This is a genomic window from Oscillatoria nigro-viridis PCC 7112 (assembly GCF_000317475.1).
Classification (GTDB): Bacteria; Cyanobacteriota; Cyanobacteriia; order Cyanobacteriales; family Microcoleaceae; genus Microcoleus; species Microcoleus nigroviridis.
Window position 1 is genome coordinate 2,497,020 of the sequence record NC_019729.1, and the last position, 22,168, is coordinate 2,519,187.

Here is a 22,168-nt window from a genome sequence, read left to right on the forward strand (position 1 = left end):
TGCAGTCCTTACCCGCAGCTAAACTGGTTTCACCCCAACTAACAAAGCTAGTTCCCGCCACTTCCAATAACAGTCTGCATCGGTAAAACCAATTTCTCTAAACCAGCGCAATTGCGTTTCCACATCCAGCAATTTATTAGACGGATCATCTGGATCGTTGCTAATACCGATCGCCTCTCGAAATCTCTCGTGCAAAGCGGGAGTTGGTGACGCTACGTGCTCCAAATTGCCAAAAATGCCTCCGGGTTCCAAAAGCTCGAAAATCTCAGTGTAAAGCGAACGTTTGCGATCGTCTGCTACGTGATGAATCGCAAAACTAGAAACAACCGCATCAAACTTGCCCAAATCCGGTAGCGATTCGTCAAAATTGTGCTCGATTACCGTGACATTTTGGTCGTCGGCAAAGCGAATTCTGGCTTTTTCCAGCATTGTCGGCGAAAAGTCGATCGCCACACATTCAACATTTGGTCGATCGCACTTAAGCAGACCCAGCAACCGCCCGTCTCCCGTGCCCACATCCAGAATTCGCTTAACATTTTTCGGCACTTCCTCCAACAAAACCGCTTCACCTTCAGTGCGGTGAGGAATGCCATCAGCCTTAGCAAGATACCACAAAGCGTGTTCCGCCGAAGTCCAAAGATTCACTTGACTCATAAATTTTCAACTCTCATAAACCTCGCCATTTTTGCGAGTAAAAATCCAACTATTCCCGTTAGCTTTCGCAATTAGATCGTCATCGGGATATTCGGCACTATCTCCCGGAGTGCGATCGCCAATTTCCAGATAAACAACATCTGCATTCGTGCGGTTAACCAAATGATGCCCATCAGCATCACCCGCAGGAAAACCCGCCGCCATACCCGGTTTCAGCACTTGCTCCCCCGAATTTGCAATCAGAGTAACTTCCCCTTCCAGAACATAGATTAACTCATCTTGACGGGTATGCCAGTGCCTGAGAGCCGAACAACTTCCCGGTGCAAGCCTCACCAAATTTACCCCAAAATTCTGCAATCCGGCAGCATCGCCCAAGCGTTTTTTAACTCTTCCGGCAACAGCAGATTGGAATTGCTGAGGGTACTTGGAACCCGTAATTTCCGGCACATTTTTAGGATCGATAATCATATAACAGTCCTGGTAGCAGTTGTGAATCTCTCTTCATTCTCTTTCTTCGCGTCATACGCGACGAAAGCTGTTCGTTTTAAATTTCTGCTTTCATGGCTATAAAACACAGTTTTATTTTAGCTAATTACAATTTTATAGCGGCTGCCACCTCCCCCTCACTTTGGCATCTCACCTCCGACAGTTCCCCCAACTCATTAAGAATGTGTTATAAATATTGAGATTCATTAAGAAATATTGCTCAAATGCTCGTTTCCTCCTCCGGCGTCAGCAAACTCAAAGAATCTTTAAAAGAAAAAGTATTCTTTGGGAATGAGCCAACCCCCGAACTCATAGCCATCTTACTGATTTACTTCGTCCAAGGCATTCTCGGACTCGCCCGCTTAGCCGTCAGTTTCTTTCTCAAAGACGAACTCGGTATGAGTCCGGCAGAAGTCTCGGCAATGCTGGGCGTCGTCGCCCTGCCTTGGATTATCAAACCCGTGTTCGGATTCATGTCGGACGGGTTGCCGATATTCGGCTACCGCAGACGCCCTTACATCGTCATCTCCGGGCTGCTGGGAACCTTAGCATGGGTGAGCCTCGCAACAATTGTACACACACCGCTTGCCGCTACAGGCGCGATCGCCCTGAGTTCCCTCTCCCTCGCCGTCAGCGACGTAATCGCCGACTCCCTGGTAGTCGAAAGGGCCAGAAAAGAATCCGTTACCGACGCCGGTTCCCTGCAATCCTTGTCTTGGGGCGCTTCAGCCCTCGGCGGACTAATTACCGCCTACCTCAGCGGTTCCCTGCTGCAACACTTGAGCACCCACACAATATTTTTAATCACCGCATCTTTCCCGCTAATTGTATCAGCAACAGCTTGGTTAATTGCCGAAGAAAAAACCAACAAAAGAACCGACTTTGAAACGGTCAAAGACCAACTAAAACAACTGCGGCAAGCTGTTACCCAAAAAACGATTTGGCTGCCCACCGCCTTTCTCTTCCTCTTGCAAGCCACCCCAAGCTCAGACTCCGCCTTCTTCTTTTTCACCACCAACGAATTAGGCTTTCCACCTGAATTTCTCGGTCGAGTGCGCCTGGTTACCAGCATTGCCGCCCTCGCCGGCATCTGGCTGTTTCAGCGCTTCCTCAAAACAGTTCCATTTCGAGTAATTTTTGGCTGGTCAACAGTCATTGCGACTGCTTTGGGCATGACTACTTTATTATTAGTAACTCATGCCAACCGAGCTTTAGGAATTGACGATCGATGGTTCAGCATCGGAGACAGCCTGATCCTGACAGTAATCGGACAAATTGCTTATATGCCGGTGCTCGTACTCTCCGCCCGCTTGTGTCCCCCAGGCGTCGAAGCAACTTTATTTGCGCTGCTGATGTCAATCACAAATTTAGCAGGACTTTTGTCCCACGAAAGCGGTGCACTTTTGACCCACTTGCTAGGAATTACCGATCGCAATTTCGATAACCTCTGGCTGCTAGTCATCATCACAAACCTGTCCACACTTTTGCCCCTACTGTTCTTAAATTGGCTGCCCGCCGACAGTACAGAAAGCCGCGATCCAAACTCTCAAAAGTCTCTTCCCGTATTAGAACCAGAACCGGGCAGTTCCAAACCAGGCGGACAGCATTTCATGCCCGAATACTTTCCCGACTTAGTACCGACAGTAAGGTCACAAAGGCGCACTGCAGATAGCAAATAAAGGTAGTTCGGCAACGGATTTTGTAACGGATGAATTAAAGTGTGTTTCCCAATTTTCTGACTCTCCCACTTTCACTCTCTCTGCGCCCTCTGTGTTCTCTGCGGTTAAATCAATAAAAGCTTATTCTACCAATGCCAAACTTACAGATTTCCCAACCTCAAACAGCAGCCCAAAAATCATCATACGATCGCACAGACTGGCAGCGCGGCTACGAATCCCAACCCAACGAATCCGACTACTGGATTGACGACATAGAAGGCGAAATCCCCGCCGGCTTGCAAGGCACATTCTTTCGCAACGGGCCCGGATTGTTGGATATCAACGGCCAGCGCATCCACCACCCGTTTGACGGCGACGGGATGGTTTGTGCGATCGCAATATCCGAAGGGCGCGCCCATTTTCGCAACCGATTCGTCCGCACAGAAGGCTATCTCGCCGAACAAGAAGCCGGCAAAATCCTCCACCGAGGCGTTTTCGGCACACAGAAACCGGGGGGCTGGCTAGCCAACATTTTTGATGTCAAAATCAAAAACATTGCCAACACCAACATCATTTATTGGGGCGAGAAACTGCTAGCACTTTGGGAAGCCGCACAGCCCTACAGACTCGACCCCCGCACCCTAGAAACACTCGGCTTAGATACCCTAGACGGCATCTTGGAACCCGGTGAAGCCTTCGCCGCCCACCCCAGAATTGAAAAAGGGAAAAATGGCAAAGGAGACAGATTAGTCAACTTTTCCGTCAAGCCCGGTTTGTCGAGTACCATCACGATTTACGAACTCGACGAAAGCGGCAAACTATTGCAGCGTCACGCCCATGCAATACCGGGTTTTGCCTTCCTGCACGACATGGTAATTACCCCGAATTACTGCATATTCTTCCAAAATCCCGTCAGCTTCAATCCGCTGCTTTTCTTCTTAGGATTGCGGAGTGCAGCGCAGTGCATTCAATTTTCGCCAAACAAGCCAACGCAAGCAATTTTAATTCCCCGCAACGGCACGGACGAGGTAAAGATATTAGAAACCGAACCTTGTTTTGTCTTCCACCACTGCAACGCCTGGGAAGAAGAAGGCGAAGTTTTTGTAGATTCAGTTTGCTACGAATCATTTCCAACTGTAGATGCGGATGCCGATTTTCGCGAGCTTGATTTTGAGAGCGTTCCAGCGGGCGAATTGTGGCGGTTTAAGTTAAATTTGCAAGAGGAAACCGTGCAGCATCAAGTTGTTGAAACTAGGTGCTGCGAGTTTCCAACTTTGCATCCGAATAATGTCGGACAACCTTACCGATATCTTTACATCGGCGCTGCTGATGCTCCCACGGGAAATGCTCCTTTGCAAGCTATCCTCAAAATGGATTTCGTGACTGGTGAAAGGCAAATTTGGAGTGCCGCACCGCGCGGTTTTGCGGGGGAACCGGTGTTTGTTCCCCGTCCCGATGCTGTTGCGGAGGATGACGGCTGGCTGCTGCTTTTAATGTATGATGCAGCTAATCATCGATCGACCTTAGTGATTTTAGATGCTCGCGACATCACCAAAGGGCCTGTAGCGCGCTTGCATTTAAAACAGCACATTCCCTACGGCTTGCACGGCAGTTTTACGCCAAATGTACTGCTTCCTATCGGTTCGTAGTTGCGCCTTGATTCGCCTGGTTCTTGCGCCGATGATCGCCACAGCCCGCCGGGGGTTGAAAACCCCCGGCTCACAGCGAAAGTCCTCTAAAAGAGGACTAAAACAAACATTTATTATCGATCGAGTTTCTTGAGTCGGTTTTAACCGACTTTAGCTACTCGCTGTGGGGTTTAAACCCCTGGCGGAATGCGGCGACTGCTAACAACTATTCAAATGAAAAATATCCATAATAAATGCAAACTGTCAACAAATTTCCTCTCAAAAAACTACTTATTTTAATTAGCAGTATCCTCATATTTTTTGCAATTATCTTATCTATTTACTCTCACAATGCTAACGCCCAAGAGCCTTACAATTTATCTCCAGAAGCCGCTGTCGCCTCCAAAGGCTTGGTTGAGGTCGAAATGACGTTAATTGCCGTCGATCCCATTAAAAACGAATTAGAAGCCCGCTTGCAGTTTGAACTCAAAGGTATTTATAAAAAAGGGCCAACTTACCCGGCTCAAGACTTGTTAATGACAGTTAACGGCGCAAATGTACAGGATTCGGAAATTACCTTTAAAGAAGGCAAACCGATGATTGTCCCTGCATTAAAATTTAACTTAGTCAAAGGAAAAATTAACAATTACCCCTTTGACAGGCACATTGCTAAAGTAGCTATTTCGATCGACCCGCTGCCTTCGATTGGTAAAAAATTTGCTCCATTTGAACTAAATCCCGTGCCGCTGGAATTTAAGTTTAATGCCGATGTTCCCGGTTTCGATATCAGTTACAAGCCGATGGAAGAGAATTCATCTATCTTTATTTATATCGATGTTTCTGCAAGTCGATCGCTCCCGGTGAAATTCTTTGCGTTAGTGATTATTGTCATCATGTGGGTGCTGTCAATTATGGCGCTTTTGCTAGCCTTAAAAGTCATGAAATCCGGCAAGGTACCGGAAGTGGGAATGCTGAGTTGGACGGCCGTGATGCTGTTTGCTTTTCCCGCTATTCGCAACGCTCAACCGGGGGTACCGCCGGTGGGAACTGCCAGCGATTTCCTTTCGTTTTTTTGGACGGAAATTATTGTTGTGGTGGCGTTGGTGATTATTGGTAGCTGTTGGTTGAAGCGGTATCATCCGCCAATTGAATGATTTTAGATTTTAGATTTTAGATTTGAATAATTTAGCCCAGTGATAAATCAGGGGGCTTGTAGCTTGGATACCTTCAATTAACAGTCAACAGTCAACAGCCAACTGTTAACAATAAACTAAATTCAAAGATTCACTTTTTGACTTCCAAATTTTCAATATCTTTCGTCGGTACTCCCAAACCGCGCAAAATAGTAAAAGCCATAATTCGATACCCAGACGGATTGGGGTGAACTCCATCTGCTGCCAACAAATTCAGAGTCTTACCCGCGTGCTTTTGATACGTGGCGATAACTTCCCGAAAAGGTGCATTCAAATCAATAAACAAGCACTGATTCTGCAACGCAATTTCTCGCATCGCGGCAATATACTCTTGCAACCTGCGATTTTCTGGGCCGTCGAGAATTTCGCCTATCGGAGTAGGAGAAAGCAGTACAACTCGAATTCCTGCGGCTTTTGCCGCCAGCACCATTTGAGTGATTTTCTCCCGATATTCTGCCAGCGGCACTCCTGTGGGCAAGTTGCCTTGCGGATAAAACTGAATGTTTTGGAAGTCAAAGAAAGCGTGCCAAACGTCATTGACTCCGACATTAATCATCACTAAATCTGGTTTTTGGTCGATCGCATCTTTCTGGAAGCGCGCTTGCATATCAGTCGCCTTGTTACCGGAGATTCCGGCGTTGACGATTTCGATTTTGCCGGGATAAAGGGCATTCAGATAGCGTTGCAGCAGCCAAACGTAACCTCCGGGGTATTTCCCGGCCTCGGTGATGCTGTCGCCCACTGTCACAATTTTGCGCTGGCCGGCGAGCACGTTCTGGATTTCTGGCGGGGGCGTTGCTTGGGATACGGATTCTTTAAACACTGGAATTAAGGAGTGAGGAATGTTGAAGGCAATAATAGCAGTAATTACGGCGAGGGCAAGTCTGATGAACACTTGCCGCTTCGGGAGTTTGGGACGGGGCGATGGCGCATTGGGAGACATAAGGAAGAATAAAAAAGAGCCTATTTGATGCGTGTCCTCACTTTAATCGCAGATTTTAGCCTGAGTCTTCTGAGAGTGAGCCATCAATTTTGCTATAGTTGCAAACAATCCTGGACTTGGGCGTGAGACGTTCGGCGATATCGGTCGATTTGCGATCGGTCGAACACTGAGAAATGACGCTTATTGCAGGTTTGAGCCTTTAGTATTGCAGGTTGCTACATATCCCTGCTAGTTGGTTTAAAATTTTGCACAAAATTCATCCACCGCTGAACATTAGAACCGGTGATGTCTAAAATCGGAATAGAATAGACATCTGATTCAGGAGGGCCGCCCTCGGTATCTTTGGCAATGCTTGTGCGTTCTGGCTTACCTAAGCCGTAGGTTGAAGCCGTTTCGCTAGCTAAACTACAGGGAATTCTAAAGTTTCCCATGCGAATACTTCCATTACCTGCTAAATAAACCCATTCATAACCGGAAACGCCTCTAAACTGCTGGCACAAAAAATGGGAAGTTTCAAACATTTTGGCAAGATGAACATCGTAGAAACGAAGCTTGCCACCGTAAGCCGGTTGAGTTGTATCTCGATTCGGTGCAGTAAGTTGCATGAGGACAAAGCCTCCCCTAGCTTCTGTCCCACCATACTGAATGCTCAGCGGCACCTGGGTGCTATTTTGAGCCTGGATGATGTTAACCTTTTGAGTAAATTTAGTGCTGTCAGCCTCAGCACTAGGTTCGCTACCCAAGTAAGTAGGAGCCGAAAAAGCTAGGTTTGCAGGCAGTAATATAATCGCACAGGTCATTAGTTTTGCCAAATTGTGACGCTCTGCTTTTTTGGCGATCGCGTATGTTTTACTTAGCACAGTTTTACTTAGCACAGTACGATCGGAGGTGATTGGCGTGCGATCGAGTTGGGGTTGTGGGAGTGGTGGTTTATCATAGGTTTTACGATCGAGGATGAGATGTGCTGATTTGCAGGTAAATTAAGGGTTAACAGAACCTGAGAGTATTACTTATGAGAACACGCCGGCTAGTAGCCTTGATGGTCAGTTTAATAATTCTTGGTTCCTGTTTACCAATTATTGCACAACAATCTAAACGATACCCAACTGAGAATGAATTGCAGCAATTAATGAATCGGTTTCGCAATTTTGTGGCTTCGCCGTCGCCCGGAAATCGTGATTTTTATATTCGAGATCGCCGCAATGAAACTGAGACTCAGAAATTGCAAGCGTTTGTTAGAGCTTGGTTGCCAGTTAATCCTGATGTAGCACCTTTTCTCGGTCAATGGACGGCACTAGAAGAAACTCAAAACATTTACCCTTCTACTCTTAAAGGTAAAGTTTGTATTATAGAAACTTTTATTCCCACAGAAAATGACAGGGGGATAAGTTTTGTTCAAGGAACTATCTCGGGAAAATCCATCAAAACCACTAATTTTGCCAGTCTCATTCAACAAGGCAACTATTTAGGAGTAGCTTTTATTAATACTAGCAATAATCAACCTGGTATCTACGAATACGCTTGGCCTAAACCGCTAGTCGATCCAGCTAAATTAATGAGTTCCCTTCCCCCAGCGGATAGAAATCGGTTGCTTCAACAATTTAAAGAAGCTGGTTGTAGTGATACTTTACCAAAGAGGTGATGAAATGATTAGAGTTATGAAAAGAAGCTTGCTTGTGCTGGCTATCATCTCCTTTATTTCTGTCATAGCTTTGCCTGTTAAGGCTACAGAAACTAGGTGTGGATGGTTGCAAAATCCCACACCTGCAAATTGGTATTTAAGAGACAGAGATGGCACTTGGGTTATTTCCAGGCAAGGGGGATATCAAGCCGAAGGAATGGATAATATTCCCAGTGACGAAAAGGAATATGTCAGAACCAATGGTTATTACGGATATGGTTGTGCTTGTTTAGAGGTAGCAACAGATACCAATCGGATGAGGATTATCACGATTCAAGGCGGTGAAGCATTACCACTCTCGACTTGTCGCGAAGATCCAAATTTGCCAAAAGAATGAAATTAAAGTTATGACAATGTGCGATCGCTGCATCCTATGTGCCTACCTACCCCTAGATAATATTGAATATAATACCTAAAATATTACTCAAAACATAGAATATAATACCGAAAATCAAAATCAATTACAGGATGATCCTTCTCAAGAAAATACTTCGTCTGGGTGTGGATTTATCACAGCACTGATAATAATGTTTTTTGGTTTTGCTTCTTTTAATTCAAATAAAGACCGCTACGATCGGCATCAATATGACCACCCATCAGCACAACCATATAATTACCCTCCTCAATAAATTTCGTTTTTACGATCGCATCGATCGCGCGATCGCTCAAAATTAAAAATGTAAAATTAAAATTGTACCGATCGATAACACAGCGCAATCGTCAGCGAAGCCGATGCCGCCAGCGCCGCAGCCGTCCGAACATGATTCCAGAACGTCCATTCGGTAAGGTATCTAGCCCATAGGCCCGCACCGTCAGCGCTGCTGGGCTCGACAGTCGCCAGCGCATCATTTAGCGGCACATTGAACGCGATCGTCACTCCTACAGTACCGACAAGATAGAGCAGGCTGCCAAGGAGTAAGTAAGCTGCACCGGGTTGATGCCACTTTAACAGCGAGGAGATAGCCAGAAAGATGCAAGCTGCAGCCGTTCCGAATAGCGCCGTCATAAATAACGGATTAATCGCCGTTATATTGATGGCTTGCATGGCGGCAATACCCTGTGCTGGTTGGAGTCGGGCAAGGGCTTTCATCACAAACGTCGAGAAGGCGAAGAATACTCCAGCCATCAGCCCGCAGCCTAGTGCCGAGAAAAGCTTCAATGTGACAAGCGAGTAGTCAACCATTGCCATAAAACCTCCTGCGAATTACTATCCAATGCCTTGTTAGTGCATTGTGTCCTTGCATTTTCAACCTTGATATTGAGCCGAGAAACTTGACGTAAAGCGGACAGGGTACAAAGCAGACCGCAAATAAAAGTTAAGTTTTCAACCACTACCCTGCTCTTATGAAGAGCTAAAGGCAATCTAGCAGAGACTTAAGGACTAAATCACGTACAACTAAAAAACTGTGGCTGAGTTTGATTGTCAATGCTATACTACTTCGTAGTAGCTAAAAGCTTAGGAATTCCAGCGCTCCCTGCTTGACAAAAAACAAGTGTTACTATTCAAACTTAGCACTCGTTGACTCCGACATCAATCATCACTAAATCTGGTTTCTTAGTCGATCGCATCTTTCTGGAAGCGCGCTTGCATATCAGTCGCCTTGTTACCGCAGATTCCGGCGTTGACGATTGCGATTTGGCGATCGGGATAAAGAGCCTTCAGATAGCGTTGCAGCAGCCAAACGCAACCTCCGGGGTATTTCCCGGCCTCGGTGATGCTGTCGCCCACTGTCACAATTTTGCGCTTGCCGGCGATCGCGTTCTGGATTTCTGGCGGCGGCGTTGCTTCGGATATGGATTCTTTAAACACGGGAATTAAGGAGTGAGGAATGTTGAAGGCAATAATAGCAGCAATTACGGCGAGGGCAAGCCTGATTAACACTTGCCTCAGCCGGGATTTGGGACGGGGCGATTCCCTTCGGGATAGCTGCGCTTGACGCGCATCTGCAGACCTTATGCAGTTCTTTACTAAAAGTCTCACTATTTATGTTTGCAATAATATTATCCATTTTGGGTTTTTTTGTCACTTATTTCAATAAGTCAGTCCTGGACGAACCAAAAGCTGGTTTGGACGCCAAATCCGAAGTTATAAGCCTTAAGGCATAAACCTGGTTGTTGACCGAAAGCATCCGGGATACAAGCCCCCGGATTCATCCGTCCAGAAATAAAAAACCTGTATCCGATAAAGGAACCCCCTAATTTATCTCGCGCAAGTCAATGCTTCAATTCTAAAATCTAAAATCTAAAATCTAAAATCTAAAATCGATTGACCCCGCCTGCGTAACTTGTACAGGTGAAATTACTGAGGTTTTTGTCGCCCTCATCTGCCCGTGTAATTGCCATCACAAAAAAAATCGCCAAATGTCACATGATTTCTGCTACTTACAGCACAACTTTAGAAGGTAATCGCGGTTTATAATAATATTGATTAGTTCAGGAAACAAGTTTTCAGGCGAGGTTAAAGCAATGGTAGCAAATTCAAATTTTTTATATCCTCAAACTCGCTATTACGGTGAAGTAAAGCCAGAAAATTTGGTGTTTAATGCGAATTTACAAGAGTTTTCTCAGCGAGTGGGTTACATCAGTTCCTTGACATCGAACGGTAAAATCTCTGTGGAACAGGCATTTACTCAGATCCAAACACTGTGGGAACAGGTGGAAAAGTCGAAAAAGCAGTTGGGAATTGGCGAAAATCCATTTTCAGCTTGAATAATTAGCGGTTGGCTTGGAAGTTGAGTTACGCGCCATTGATGCCGATCGATTATTCCACAGCTTAAGATGAAAAAGTAGCTAGTGGCGATCGACCTTTTTGCCTATGAGTTCCGATTTAGTACCCCTCCTTCCCAAAGTATCAGTCGGCCGCCGCGCAGCGGCCTTCTGCATCGACGGAATCGCAGTTTGGCTGCCCAGTTTGCTTCTGGGCAATAATGCGATCGTCCAAACTATATTTTTTGTCCTGCTGTGGCTGATCCTGCGCGTAGCCATCGTCAGGAAAAACCAAGGTCAAAGTCTCGGGCGCTGGGCCTTGGACATGAAAATTGCCGATACAAGATTCCAACGGACTCCCGGAGCGCAAGAACTGTGCAAGCGCGAGGCATTGCTGGGCCTTTGCGCCGCCTTAGCCTTTGCAGGTATACGGGGACTCACATCTACCAACGCCGCCGTCTTGCTGCTGATGCTGCCCCTGGCGATCGACTGCAGCGTTGCCCTCACATCTGCCGAAAGATTTCCCCAAGCTTTCCACGATCGCATCGGCGGGACGATCGTCGTCGGAACCCGCCGCGGCTACTCCCTCGACATCAAAGTTAGAAGATTGCTTGACCAAGTGCAGAGCAATGTGAGACGATAATAAATTGTGTTTAAATTAGTCGAAATTTATTTAGAATTATGGCTAAAGGCGTCCGCATCATAATTACTCTAGAGTGTACTGAGTGCCGTACAAACGCGAGCAAACGCTCAAAAGGCGTGTCTCGGTACACCACCACCAAGAACCGTCGCAACACGACGGCGCGGCTGGAACTCAAAAAGTTCTGCCCCCACTGCAACAAGCACACTGCCCACAAAGAGATTAAGTAGCGATTAGTCATTAGTCCTTAGTCATCAGTCATCAGTTGTTGGCAATTGATATTGACCCGCCCAAAAACGGGTAAAAGCCCCCGACAATCCTGAGTAGAGAGCGCAAAATTTTAGACGGAGGTTCAAGCTCCAAAATTCATTGGTGGAGTAAATCTAAAATCTAAAATCTCAAATCGACTGACCCGCGAAAAGCAGATAACTAACAAATGCTTTACTGACGGCTAGCAACTAACGGCTAATAACTAAAAACTCACAATCAACAGTCAACAAACAACAGTAAAAAAACAACAAACCATGACATACTTTCGCCGGCGCGTTTCGCCCATCAAACCAGGAGACCCGATCGACTACAAAGATGTCGATTTGCTCAAAAAATACGTCACAGAACGCGGTAAAATTTTGCCCCGCCGGATTACCGGTTTGACGGCAAAACAGCAGCGAGACCTGACGAGAAGCATCAAAAGAGCAAGAATTGTAGCTTTGATGCCCTTCGTAAACCAAGAAGGTTAACAGGATTTGGGATTTTGGGTTTTAGATTTTGGACTGGGAATAAGACTTGCGCGAAAAAAACGTCTTTCTGTCATTAAGAGTGCAGCAAGAATGCAGCGAAAAAATCGCGAAATAGGGTTAAGAGTCGCCGCAGCGCAAGTCTTAATCACAAGTCAAAAGTTAAAAAACAAGCAAGAAGAAAGAACAACTTTTGAGATTTTAACTTTCACAATTGACCCGAAAAATTGCCAATATCCAAAATCTAAAATCGCAAGCTCGAAACTCGATAAGTGGCTACTGTAAAAATCCAAAATCTCAAATATAAAGCTGGCAAGTGGAGAAGGGAACGTTAGTAGAATTTAGAGTGCACGGCGACCGCCGTCTGGCAGTTGCCGATCGCCCCGACGGCAAGAAAAACTGGGTGGTGGTAGACGAAAACGGTCAACCGCACAGCATACCGCCCAAACAAATCACCTACGAAGTAGTCGGAGAAACTTACAAACCATCCGATATTCCCAAATTTCTCAAAGAAGTAGAAGCATACTCAGATCCGTCGAGTTTGGAAGTTGCTTGGGAACTCCTAGTCGGTGACGGAGAAACAGCAGATCCCGAATCCCTGGCAATGCTGCTATTTTCTGAGAGTAGTCCGGCCCAGTGTTACGCGGCTTACTGTTTGCTATCAACAGATAAGCTGTATTTCAAACAAAAGGGCGATCGCTACGAACCGCGATCGGCCGCCCAAGTAGCCGAAATCAAACACCAGCAAGAAGTAGAACAGCAGCGACACCAAGAATCCCAAGGATTTTGGGATCGAGTCAAACAGCGGCTGGCAGGAAAAAATGTAGATTGGGAACACAGCGATCGAACTCGCCTCGATGCCCTAGAACGCTTTGCCATCCTCGGAGAAGAAGCAACGCACCGCACCCCAGCCTTAGAAACTTTAGCCAGCTTGCAACGGTCCGAAAACCCCGAAGCAGCATTTGGCCTCCTAGTCGATCTCGGCCTCTGGAGTACCCACGAAAACCTGTTTTTGCGGCGCAGCCAAATTCCCCTACAATTCTCCGCAAAGGTATTAGAAGTGGCCCAACGCTGCCTAGAAAATCCCCCAACCGACTCCGACACAAATCGTCTCGATTTAACTCACCTCAAGGTTTACACGATCGACGACGAAAGCACCACCGAAATCGACGACGGCCTCAGCTTAGAATTCCTCGAAAACGGGCAGCAGCGGATCTGGATACACATCGCCGATCCCACCCGCTTGCTTTCCCCCGGAGACGAACTCGACCTCGAAGCCAGAAAGCGCACCACTACGGTTTACCTGCCCACGGGAATGATCCCCATGTTTCCCCCAGCTTTGGCAACCGGGCCGATGAGTTTAATTCAAGGCAAAGAGTGCAGCGCCCTCAGCTTCAGCGTCACCTTAGACGAAACCGGCGCGGCTCAAGATTACAGCATCCACATCAGCACCATAAAACCCACCTACCGCTTAACCTACGATGACGTAGACGAAATGCTGGAGTTGGGAATCGAAGCAGAACCGGAAATAGCAGCGATCGCCTCTGCGGCAAAACTGCGCCAAAAATGGCGGGAAGCCCAAGGCGCAATCAGCATTTTCATGCCCGAATCCGTCATCAAAGTCAACGGCGACGACATCAAAATCTACGTCATCGACGACTCCACAGCCCGGATGCTAGTAGCCGAAATGATGATTTTAGCCGGCGAACTAGCCGCCCGCTACGGTCAAGCTCACAGCCTGCCCATACCCTACCGCTATCAGCCACAGCCCGAACTTCCTCCCGATGAAGAACTGCTGGCCGTTCCCGCAGGCCCCGCCCGCGCTTGCGCCGTGCGCCGGTGTATGCCCCGCAGCGAAATGGGCCTCACCCCCGGACGCCACGCCGGCTTGGGTTTGGAATTATACACTCAAGTTACTTCCCCGATCCGCCGCTATACCGACTTGCTGACTCACTTCCAAATCAAAGCCCACCTGCGGGGCGAACCACTGCCTTTTTCCGCTGAAGAAATACAGGACATTGTGATGTGTCTCGGCACCGCAGTTAAAGAAGCATCCACTGTCGAACGCCAAACTAACCGCTATTGGGGATTGGAATATTTGCGGCGCAACCCAGACGAAGTTTGGGAAGCTTTAATGCTGCGCTGGCTGAGGGAAGACAGCAATCTCGGATTGATTTTATTGGAAGAGTTGGGTTTAGAATTGGCAATGCGATTTGGTCGATCGGTCGAAATAGGCGATCGGCTAGAAGTCAAAGTCACCCACTGCGATCCGCGATCGGATGTCATTAACTTCCAAGAAATGATATTTGAAGCCGCACAATAGGATTTGAGATTTGAGATTTTGGATTGCAAAAATCTGTGTTGAAGGCTGAAACTGAGGATAAATCTCCTTTTTAGTCGAGTTTCTGACGCGAAAGCATCCAGGATACAAGCCCCCGGATTCATCCGTCCAGAAATAAAAAACCTGTATCCGATAAAGGAACCCTCGAATTTATCTCGCGCAAGTCAATGCTTCAATTCTAAAATCTAAAATCTAAAATCTAAAATCGCGCAATCGATTTACCCCCTCGCATCCCCCTTGTCAAGGACAGGGGGGTAAAAAAGATGATGGTTTCATATCTAGTCCTGTAAAATAATGGTAATTCTGGTCGGAGCCAGTTCACCCCCAATCTGTAATATCAGCCAGAAATCCCGTAAACCCGCCCCGACCAAAATATGGTGGTCGATCGACTGGACATGATATTCAATCCAAGACGAGTCATACTTTTGACGTTAAATTGACACGCTTTGCTATCTCCTCTCTTCCTCCGTGTCCTCTGTGTCCTCTGCGGTGAATAAAAAAAACTTCAGCATTCTAAAAATTGGAAGTTTTTACCCCAACCTAGCAATCTAAAATCTAAAATTTAAAATTTAAAATCCCAAAATGCCCAATTCAATTAGCCAAGTTCAGCCGCCGCTGGAATTCATACCCCCAGCCTACAACCCGCTAGTGGTGCAAGGTTGTAAGCAAATATTCCCCTGGTGGCTGCGATTTCGGACGAGTATCAGCCAGGTTCAAGCCGAAAACGTCGAAACCCTCGCCGAACTATTCCACCAATTTCAAAATCAAAAAGTTCGCTTCTTGCTAGCCTTCCGCCACCCCAACTCAGACGATCCCTACTGTTTGGGACAACTAATTTGGAAACTCGTTCCCCAGGCGGCGCGCGCCAAAGGCATTCCCCTGCAATTCCCGGTACATTCCCACTTTATCTACGATCGCGGCATTCCCCTGTGGGCCGGTGCGGGAGTCGGCTGGCTGTATTCCCACCTCGGCGGCACTCCGATCGTTCGCGGTAAAATCGATCGCGTCGGATTGCGATCGGCCCGCGATTTATTTGCCAACAGCCAATTCCCGATCGCCGCCGCCCCAGAAGGCGCCACCAACGGTCACAATGAAATAGTTAGCCCCCTCGAACCGGGAGTTGCTCAAATGGGCTTCTGGTGCGTTGAAGATTTGCTGAAAGCCGGACGCACTGAAAAAGTTTTAATTGTGCCGATCGGCATTCAATACCGCTATGTCAACCCACCTTGGCAACCCCTAGAAAAACTTTTAACTCAATTAGAAATTGATTGCGGACTCCCACCCTTAGAACGCACCGAGCTCGCTAATTTAGAGAAGGCCAATCCCGATTCCGAAAACCACAATCACAAATTCCAATATCTGCGCCTGATTCGACTGGGCAGCCATTTGCTAGCAGTGATGGAAGAGTTTTACAGCCGTTTTTATCATAAAATTTTACCCCCAAAAATATCTACTTTACCATCATCACTTCCCGAAAAAACGACAAATAGTTTTGAGAATGAAGTAACGATCGCTCGACTGAAAGCACTGTTAGACGTGGCTTTGCAAGTAGCAGAAGAATATTTTAACTTAAAACCCAAAGGCAGTTTAATAGACCGCTGCCGCCGTCTGGAACAAGCAGGCTGGGACTATATTTATCGAGAAGATATCAAAAATATTGCAGCACTTTCTCCCTTAGAAAGAGGATTAGCCGATCGCCTCGCTGAAGAAGCAAGTCTTCGGATGTGGCACATGAGACTTGTAGAAAGTTTCGTGTCCGTCACGGGCAGGTACGTCGCAGAACAACTGACAGCAGAACGTTTGGCAGAAACAACTTTACTGCTGTGGGACGTACTGGCTCGAATCAAAGGGGGAAATCCTTTCGGCAGACCGAAGTTGGGCAAACAGCAAGTACAAATGACCGTGGGCGAACCGATATCCGTGAGCGATCGTTGGGAGCGATATCAAACCAGCCGCAGGTTAGCAGTTGCCGAACTCACTCAAGACTTGCAATCAGCTTTAGAAGCAATGATTCAATCTTAATTACTCAGATAAGGAAGAGCTTCTAGGGAAGAAGGAAGATATATTTTTATTCACTACTCTTTTTTTTTTGTGAATTATAAACAGATTGTTATAAACTTTTGGAATAGGTCTAATAAACCGCAAACACTCGCTCGACAATGAACCAATAAAAATTACCGATGACTAACAAACCTATCGATTTGTCTACTCACTCAATTAAAGTAAAACTGCTGAATAATTTAGCGCAGGAATTGCTCACACCTCTCACTTCTGTCCTCGGCATGGCAAGCGTGTTGAAACAAGAAATTTATGGCCCCTTAACGAGCAAGCAAAAAGAATATATTGACGTGATCCAAGACAGCAGCCGCTCTTTGCGATCGCTAGTTGAAGAAATTTTGGAACTGGCAGAACTAGATGATTCCGCTTTCACCTTGAAGCGAACCGCAGTCGATATAGAAACTTTGTGCCAGCAGGTTGTGACAATCCTGGCGTCGGCGGCAAGTAGACGAGAACAAGAAATTAATTTGTCGATGGGGCCCGGGTCGCGCATCTGGTTGGTAGATAAAGATAAGGTTCAGCAAATGCTGCACCACTTAATTTTTAGCATTATTCAATCTGCTGGGGCAGGCAGCGTGATTCGAGTCCACGTTTCTCGGAAAGAAGACGGTATCAACATCGGAGTTTGGGTTTTTCATCCTTGGTTGGGAGAAAGTTTGCCCCATGCTAAACTCTACTCCGACTACTTGTTGAAGGTCGGATCGGGTAGCGGTTCGCCATCGAACTCCGAAACCGACTCCCCCGGACTCGAACCCCAACTCCCGACACAGGGCTCGCAGCGATTAACGCTGGCGTTTTCTGAGTTGGCGGCTTTGGTGGCCCAGAATGCCGAGGATACCGCACCGGTGTTAGCTGGTTACGGGGCCAGGGAACGCTTGGGGCTGCTGCTTTGCTGCCAATTGGTGGAAATTCAAGGCGGCCAACTCTCAATTCAAGGCGCCTCGGAATCTGGCTATCGCTACGTGCTCTGGCTGCCCTGCACAAATGCTACGGAATTGTTGGAAGGCTAAAGAAGGAAGTTCGGCAACGGATTTTCTAACGGATGTAACGGATGGAAAGAAGAAGGAAGAAGAAACAAGTAATTTGTTAATTAATACTGAGATGTTGCACGATTCTCAATAAGGCTTTTAGGCGCGGGCTCGCGTGCCCCACCCACAAGAAATTTATTCTTTGTGGAGCCGACCCGAAAAGCCTTAAGCGAGAAGGGTGCAAAATGGGATTTACTACCAATTGTCGATGCTTTTAGACTCAATTCCCAATTCCCAATTCCCAATTCCCCATTACCAATAATCAATCTAAAAATGAATTCAGTTTGGCAACAGTTAACTCTGGCAAATTTGCCGCTCTCTCAGTGGCAAAGTGGAAGTTATTTATTCAATTTGGCGATCGGCTCTTTACGCAGTTGGCGGCAGAGTAGCTGGCTGATGCAGTGGGCAGAACCCTTGGGTTTTGTTTTGCTGGGCTTGACTTTCGGTTTGGCGCCGTTTGTGAACAATGCCTTGGTGGGGGTGTTGATGGCGGCTAGCGCTGCATTTTGGGTGCTGCTGACTGTTTCGGACGATCGCGCGATCGCCTTGACGCCGATTCACTTGTTGGTTCTGCTGTACTGGGGCATTGCCACCGTCGCAACGGCGATGTCGCCCGTGAAAGTCGCCGCTTTTACTGGTTGGAGCAAGCTAACGCTGTATTTGCTGTTTTTTGCGCTGATGGCTCGGATATTGCGATCGCCCCGTTGGCGATCGTGGTTAATTGCCGTATTTTTGAACGTCTCTTTAATTGTCAGTTTCTACGGCGTGCGGCAGTGGATTGACAAAGTGCCGCCCTTAGCTACTTGGAACGATCCGACTTCTACTCAAGCCAATGTCACGCGAGTTTACAGCTTTTTGGGAAATCCTAACTTGCTTGGTTCCTATTTGCTGCCGGCCATTGCATTGAGCGCCGCCGCGCTTTTTGTGTGGAAAGGATGGGGAACAAAAGTTTTAGCGCTGACAATGCTGGTGGTGAATTGCGCGTGTTTGCGCTACACGGACAGCCGGGGTGCTTGGATCGGTTTTGTGGCTCTACTGGTGGTATTTTTAGTGCTGCTGTGGTACTGGTACAGCCCTTTGATGCCTCGGTTCTGGCGGACTTGGGCGCTGCCGTTAGGGTTAGGAGGTTTGGCTGGAGCCTTAATTTTGGGAGTGGCTTTAGTGGAGCCTCTGCGCGATCGAGTTTCGAGTATGTTTATCGGCCGAGATGACAGCAGTAACAATTTTCGGATTAATGTTTGGACGGCGGTGATGGACATGATTCGCGATCGGCCAATTCTCGGAATTGGGCCTGGAAATACTGCTTTTAATAAAGTTTATCCGCTTTACATGAAGCCGAAATTCACTGCTTTGAGCGCTTATTCCGTGCTGCTGGAAATTGCGGTGGAAACCGGTTTTATCGGTTTAATGTGTTTCCTTTGGCTGATGACTGTCACCGTCAATCAAGGTTTGTTGCAGATCAAAAATCTGCGGGATTCACAATTTAAAATCTCTAGTTTAGAGGAAGAATCCCAAAATCCCCAATCTAAAATCCCAAATCTCAAATCGAATCAGGGTTTTTGGTTGATTGGGGCGATCGCAACTTTAGCAGGCATGATGGCCCACGGTTTTGTCGATACAGTTTGGTACCGACCCGAAGTTAATATGCTTTGGTGGTTGATGGTGGCGATTATTGCTAGTTTTTACAGCAACTCGCACCCCCACCAAGATTCAGTTTTGACGGAGGGCGAGTAGATAGAATTGCTGGCGGGGATTTTCTCCCCGCCCGGTGGCAGGGCAGTTTCATTCTCAGGGAAATCATCGTTTTGTAGGGGTACTGCCAAGAATGCCTACCCCCTCCACGGATGATGAAATCGATGTTTCAAATATCGGGGCTCTTCACGAGGGTTTGCCCCTAGGTCGAATGAAACAGCCCTGCGCCCGGTGGGGATTCCAGCAATAGCCGATACAGCAATGATTAGGAGTTATACCAGTTCAAAAAAAGAATGCAGCTTTATGCAAGCTGCAAACCATTATAGCCCTAAGTTATTTTCAATTCTTCAATTCTTAATCTCAAATCTCAAATGCTATCAGGTGCGGACAGCGCACCCTGCATACTACTACTACATACTACATACCTGTTGCTGTAAAGTGATGATGGTACACTCTACAAAATTTATTGAAAATAACTCTTATTCTTCGCTCTCCTGAGGCAGGATGAATCTCGGACACGGATATTTTCCACCATCTCTATCTCTGCACCGCCGCCACGTCGATTGATTGAAGTCGAACGGCGTTTCGACTGATTCATTAACTGTAATTTTAACAGTCGAAGGAGTTGGCAGTGCTTTTGAGGCTTGACTTAGCTCCAGTACCGTTATAATTGCCAGTATGGTTGATGAAAACAAAACTGTGCGTTTCATTTATTTGTTTTTTCCTCGTTTAATCGTTGACGTGCCATTCCTATCCATATATCCTCATCGAATTCTTGAGAATCCGCATACTTTAGACAAATTTTCCACTGCGGTAGCGCTTCCTTCGTCTTTTTCATCTTTTCTAGGACTTGCGCTTTTAAGCAGTAAGTTGCTGGTCTTTCACTATCAAGTTTAATCGCTGCATCCAGATGTTGCAATGCCTCTGAATATCGACCCTGTTCCAGGCGAGCCCATCCCAAGTTTTTGAGTAAAGAATATTTTACTCGATCGTCCTCAGCTAATTTCAAACCTTGCCACAGGAAGTGAACGGCAGCCGGATAGTTTTTTCGATCGACTATATATAATCGAGCCAGATTGCTGTAAGCTGCAGGCAGACCGAGTTTGGCAGCTTGCAGATATTTTCCTCTGGCGCACTGTAAATCTTGCACCTCTTCGCAAAGCCATCCTAAATTGTAAAGAGCTGTTCGGCTTTTTGGATCTACCCAGAGCGCTAACTCATATGCTTTTTGAGTATCAGCCAATCGATTGGCTTTGTAGTTTTCAAAAGCCATATTATTAAAAAATGCTGCCAGTTCCGGCAACCCAATTTGCCAGCCGCCAAAGCCTACTGCTAGCATCACCAATAAGGCTCCCCACTTCGAGGTGTGATGCTTTTTTGCTGGCTCTTTAATGGCATTGAAAATGTTAGCTAATGGTGTCATTTTTAGCATATTTTAACTTGAGAGTTGGGCGATATTTTGTTTTCCAGATTGAATTGCCACCCTAATAGCATCCTAATCTTAGGAAATGACTCAGGATTGAGCCCATTTCTCCATAAGAGTTTGTAAGTCCACAGCCGAATGCTTGAGTAATGCTGCCACTACCTAGATGTATTCGAGCATAGGTTAATCATTCATGAGACTCCACAAGCCATCCGGATATTTTCAGGAAAAAAGAACCGGGAAGCAGGAAGAAGGTAGAACTGTTCGCCTTGTCTAAGTAATAATACTTAGTCAGCGGTCAGTCGATCGACAGTATGCGACTGTATGAGGAGATACAGCGTATTCCTGGTTTATGAAGTGTAGGGGCTTATCCTGGGCCGTTTCGCTACGGGCATCGAACGAGCTGGGGTTTAGTTCATCAACATAGAATCTGCTGTAAGATGGACTCCGGTGAAATAACTCTAATTAAGTTTGTAGTGACGATGGAAGTCATCAAAATCCTCCCTTGAGGATTTGGAAAAATATTATGATGAGTAATTAACCGAACTCGATTTAAAATAGCAAATCATTAATCAGCAATCACCAATCATGAATCACTCATGACTCCTGACTAATAAACATCTCCATAAATTAACTTTCAACCTTCGAGGAGCAAAGGTTTTAGTTGATTTTTCGGAGATGTCTAATGACTGCTGACAACTGACTGCTGACAACTGACTAATGACTGCTGACTAATATTGCTTCATCGCTCTTTCCATATCCCGCTTGTCTTCGCGTTTCTTCAAATCTTCGCGCTTGTCGTGCAGTTTTTTCCCTTTACCCAAACCGATATCAAGTTTTACCCAGCCGCCTTTCAAGTACATTTTTAACGGCACTAAAGTCAAACCTTTTTCTTCGACTTTGCCGATTAATTTGCGAATTTCCTGCTTGTGCATCAGCAATTTACGGGTGCGGCGCGGCTCGTGATTAAAATAATTGCTAGCACTTCTCCAAGGCGAAATGTGAACGTTGATCAGCCACAGTTCCCCGTTCCGAACTAAGCCATATCCGTCCCGCAAATTTGCTTTTCCTTCCCGAATAGATTTGACTTCGGTTCCCTTCAACTCGATGCCTACCTGATATGTCTCTATAATTTCATAGAGATGGCGCGCTTGGCGGTTATCGCTAACAATTTTGTATCCTGGGCTTTTTTCGCTCATTTTTACCTCCGCTAAAATTAATTATTATAACGCTAGCTTCTCTGTAGAGAAAATCGAAGCTTGACAAAACTTAAATAATCGGTCTAGGCATTACCAATTTG

23 protein-coding genes are annotated in these 22,168 nt (G+C 46.5%); 14 read left to right on the forward strand and 9 right to left on the reverse strand.

Features of this window, described 5'->3' with window-relative positions; translation table 11 throughout:
- Positions 1 to 18: 18 nt before the first annotated feature.
- Together OSC7112_RS10640 and OSC7112_RS10645 are read right to left on the reverse strand one after the other, a co-directional pair.
- The gene (locus tag OSC7112_RS10640; RefSeq protein ID WP_015175903.1) at positions 19 to 654 is read right to left on the reverse strand and encodes a class I SAM-dependent methyltransferase; all 636 of its coding nucleotides are present in this window, start codon (positions 652 to 654) and stop codon (positions 19 to 21) included.
- Between the two features lie 6 nt (positions 655 to 660).
- A complete protein-coding gene (locus OSC7112_RS10645) occupies positions 661 to 1,122 on the reverse strand; it encodes a cupin domain-containing protein (protein ID WP_015175904.1) in 462 nt (153 codons plus the stop codon).
- 242 nt (positions 1,123 to 1,364) lie between these two features.
- On the opposite strand from OSC7112_RS10645, the gene OSC7112_RS10650 reads away from it, so the two are divergent.
- The 3 genes from OSC7112_RS10650 (at position 1,365) to OSC7112_RS10660 (ending at position 5,580) form a co-directional block, all read left to right on the forward strand.
- Complete coding sequence (locus OSC7112_RS10650) at positions 1,365 to 2,819, forward strand: folate/biopterin family MFS transporter (RefSeq protein ID WP_015175905.1); 1,455 nt, start codon at positions 1,365 to 1,367, stop codon at positions 2,817 to 2,819.
- Between the two features lie 131 nt (positions 2,820 to 2,950).
- Complete coding sequence (locus OSC7112_RS10655) at positions 2,951 to 4,447, forward strand: carotenoid oxygenase family protein (RefSeq protein WP_015175906.1); 1,497 nt, start codon at positions 2,951 to 2,953, stop codon at positions 4,445 to 4,447.
- 233 nt (positions 4,448 to 4,680) lie between these two features.
- Positions 4,681 to 5,580: a DUF8686 domain-containing protein gene (locus tag OSC7112_RS10660; RefSeq protein WP_015175907.1), complete on the forward strand. Its 900-nt coding sequence runs from the start codon at positions 4,681 to 4,683 to the stop codon at positions 5,578 to 5,580.
- A gap of 130 nt (positions 5,581 to 5,710) precedes the next feature.
- On the opposite strand, the gene OSC7112_RS10665 is transcribed toward OSC7112_RS10660, so the two are convergent.
- Complete coding sequence (locus OSC7112_RS10665; protein ID WP_015175908.1) at positions 5,711 to 6,562, reverse strand: SGNH/GDSL hydrolase family protein; 852 nt, start codon at positions 6,560 to 6,562, stop codon at positions 5,711 to 5,713.
- Positions 6,563 to 6,777: 215 nt separating this feature from the next.
- On the reverse strand, positions 6,778 to 7,422 hold the full coding sequence (locus tag OSC7112_RS36980) for a hypothetical protein (RefSeq protein ID WP_051041505.1): 645 nt from the start codon (positions 7,420 to 7,422) through the stop codon (positions 6,778 to 6,780).
- A gap of 152 nt (positions 7,423 to 7,574) precedes the next feature.
- Between OSC7112_RS36980 and OSC7112_RS10675 the strand changes: the two genes are divergently transcribed.
- On the forward strand, positions 7,575 to 8,204 hold the full coding sequence (locus OSC7112_RS10675) for a hypothetical protein (RefSeq protein ID WP_015175910.1): 630 nt from the start codon (positions 7,575 to 7,577) through the stop codon (positions 8,202 to 8,204).
- Between the two features lie 16 nt (positions 8,205 to 8,220).
- Positions 8,221 to 8,580: a DUF4087 domain-containing protein gene (locus OSC7112_RS10680; protein WP_190274363.1), complete on the forward strand. Its 360-nt coding sequence runs from the start codon at positions 8,221 to 8,223 to the stop codon at positions 8,578 to 8,580.
- A 348-nt stretch (positions 8,581 to 8,928) separates the two neighbouring features.
- On the opposite strand, the gene OSC7112_RS10685 is transcribed toward OSC7112_RS10680, so the two are convergent.
- Both OSC7112_RS10685 and OSC7112_RS34445 read right to left on the reverse strand, forming a co-directional pair.
- A complete protein-coding gene (locus tag OSC7112_RS10685; protein ID WP_317623942.1) occupies positions 8,929 to 9,333 on the reverse strand; it encodes an anthrone oxygenase family protein in 405 nt (134 codons plus the stop codon).
- 465 nt (positions 9,334 to 9,798) lie between these two features.
- Positions 9,799 to 10,125 carry an SGNH/GDSL hydrolase family protein gene (locus OSC7112_RS34445; protein WP_223300807.1) on the reverse strand — a complete coding sequence of 109 codons (327 nt, stop codon included), beginning with the start codon at positions 10,123 to 10,125 and terminating at the stop codon, positions 9,799 to 9,801.
- Positions 10,126 to 10,709: 584 nt separating this feature from the next.
- Here OSC7112_RS34445 and OSC7112_RS10695 point away from each other — a divergent pair.
- The 9 genes from OSC7112_RS10695 to OSC7112_RS10730 all read left to right on the forward strand — a co-directional run bounded on the left by OSC7112_RS10695 (position 10,710) and on the right by OSC7112_RS10730 (position 19,487).
- Entirely contained in the window at positions 10,710 to 10,952 is a 243-nt protein-coding gene (locus tag OSC7112_RS10695) for a DUF7219 family protein (protein ID WP_015175914.1), read from the forward strand.
- Between the two features lie 106 nt (positions 10,953 to 11,058).
- Positions 11,059 to 11,592: an RDD family protein gene (locus tag OSC7112_RS10700; RefSeq protein ID WP_015175915.1), complete on the forward strand. Its 534-nt coding sequence runs from the start codon at positions 11,059 to 11,061 to the stop codon at positions 11,590 to 11,592.
- Positions 11,593 to 11,630: 38 nt separating this feature from the next.
- Positions 11,631 to 11,819, forward strand: coding sequence for a 50S ribosomal protein L33 (gene rpmG, locus OSC7112_RS35555; protein ID WP_015175916.1), 189 nt, complete (start codon positions 11,631 to 11,633; stop codon positions 11,817 to 11,819).
- 294 nt (positions 11,820 to 12,113) lie between these two features.
- Complete coding sequence (rpsR, locus tag OSC7112_RS10705; RefSeq protein WP_006631377.1) at positions 12,114 to 12,329, forward strand: 30S ribosomal protein S18; 216 nt, start codon at positions 12,114 to 12,116, stop codon at positions 12,327 to 12,329.
- Between the two features lie 6 nt (positions 12,330 to 12,335).
- Positions 12,336 to 12,611, forward strand: coding sequence for a hypothetical protein (locus OSC7112_RS10710; protein ID WP_150111521.1), 276 nt, complete (start codon positions 12,336 to 12,338; stop codon positions 12,609 to 12,611).
- Positions 12,612 to 12,642: 31 nt separating this feature from the next.
- Positions 12,643 to 14,649 (forward strand): ribonuclease catalytic domain-containing protein, encoded by a 2,007-nt coding sequence (locus OSC7112_RS10715; protein ID WP_015175918.1) that lies wholly within the window; start codon positions 12,643 to 12,645, stop codon positions 14,647 to 14,649.
- A gap of 600 nt (positions 14,650 to 15,249) precedes the next feature.
- Complete coding sequence (locus OSC7112_RS10720; RefSeq protein WP_015175919.1) at positions 15,250 to 16,689, forward strand: lysophospholipid acyltransferase family protein; 1,440 nt, start codon at positions 15,250 to 15,252, stop codon at positions 16,687 to 16,689.
- Between the two features lie 158 nt (positions 16,690 to 16,847).
- A complete protein-coding gene (locus OSC7112_RS10725; RefSeq protein WP_015175920.1) occupies positions 16,848 to 17,735 on the forward strand; it encodes a sensor histidine kinase in 888 nt (295 codons plus the stop codon).
- 291 nt (positions 17,736 to 18,026) lie between these two features.
- A complete protein-coding gene (locus OSC7112_RS10730) occupies positions 18,027 to 19,487 on the forward strand; it encodes an IctB family putative bicarbonate transporter (RefSeq protein WP_015175921.1) in 1,461 nt (486 codons plus the stop codon).
- A gap of 437 nt (positions 19,488 to 19,924) precedes the next feature.
- Here the strand turns inward: OSC7112_RS10730 and OSC7112_RS35560 are convergent, their stop codons facing one another.
- The 3 genes from OSC7112_RS35560 to smpB all read right to left on the reverse strand — a co-directional run bounded on the left by OSC7112_RS35560 (position 19,925) and on the right by smpB (position 22,067).
- Positions 19,925 to 20,155, reverse strand: a complete 231-nt coding sequence (locus OSC7112_RS35560; protein ID WP_015175922.1) for an Osc7112_2153 family protein — start codon at positions 20,153 to 20,155, stop codon at positions 19,925 to 19,927.
- A complete protein-coding gene (locus tag OSC7112_RS10735) occupies positions 20,152 to 20,868 on the reverse strand; it encodes a tetratricopeptide repeat protein (protein WP_223300808.1) in 717 nt (238 codons plus the stop codon). The genes OSC7112_RS35560 and OSC7112_RS10735 overlap by 4 nt, the downstream gene beginning before the upstream one ends.
- 731 nt (positions 20,869 to 21,599) lie before the next feature.
- The gene (smpB, locus tag OSC7112_RS10740) at positions 21,600 to 22,067 is read right to left on the reverse strand and encodes an SsrA-binding protein SmpB (protein ID WP_015175924.1); all 468 of its coding nucleotides are present in this window, start codon (positions 22,065 to 22,067) and stop codon (positions 21,600 to 21,602) included.
- Positions 22,068 to 22,168 lie beyond the last annotated feature (101 nt).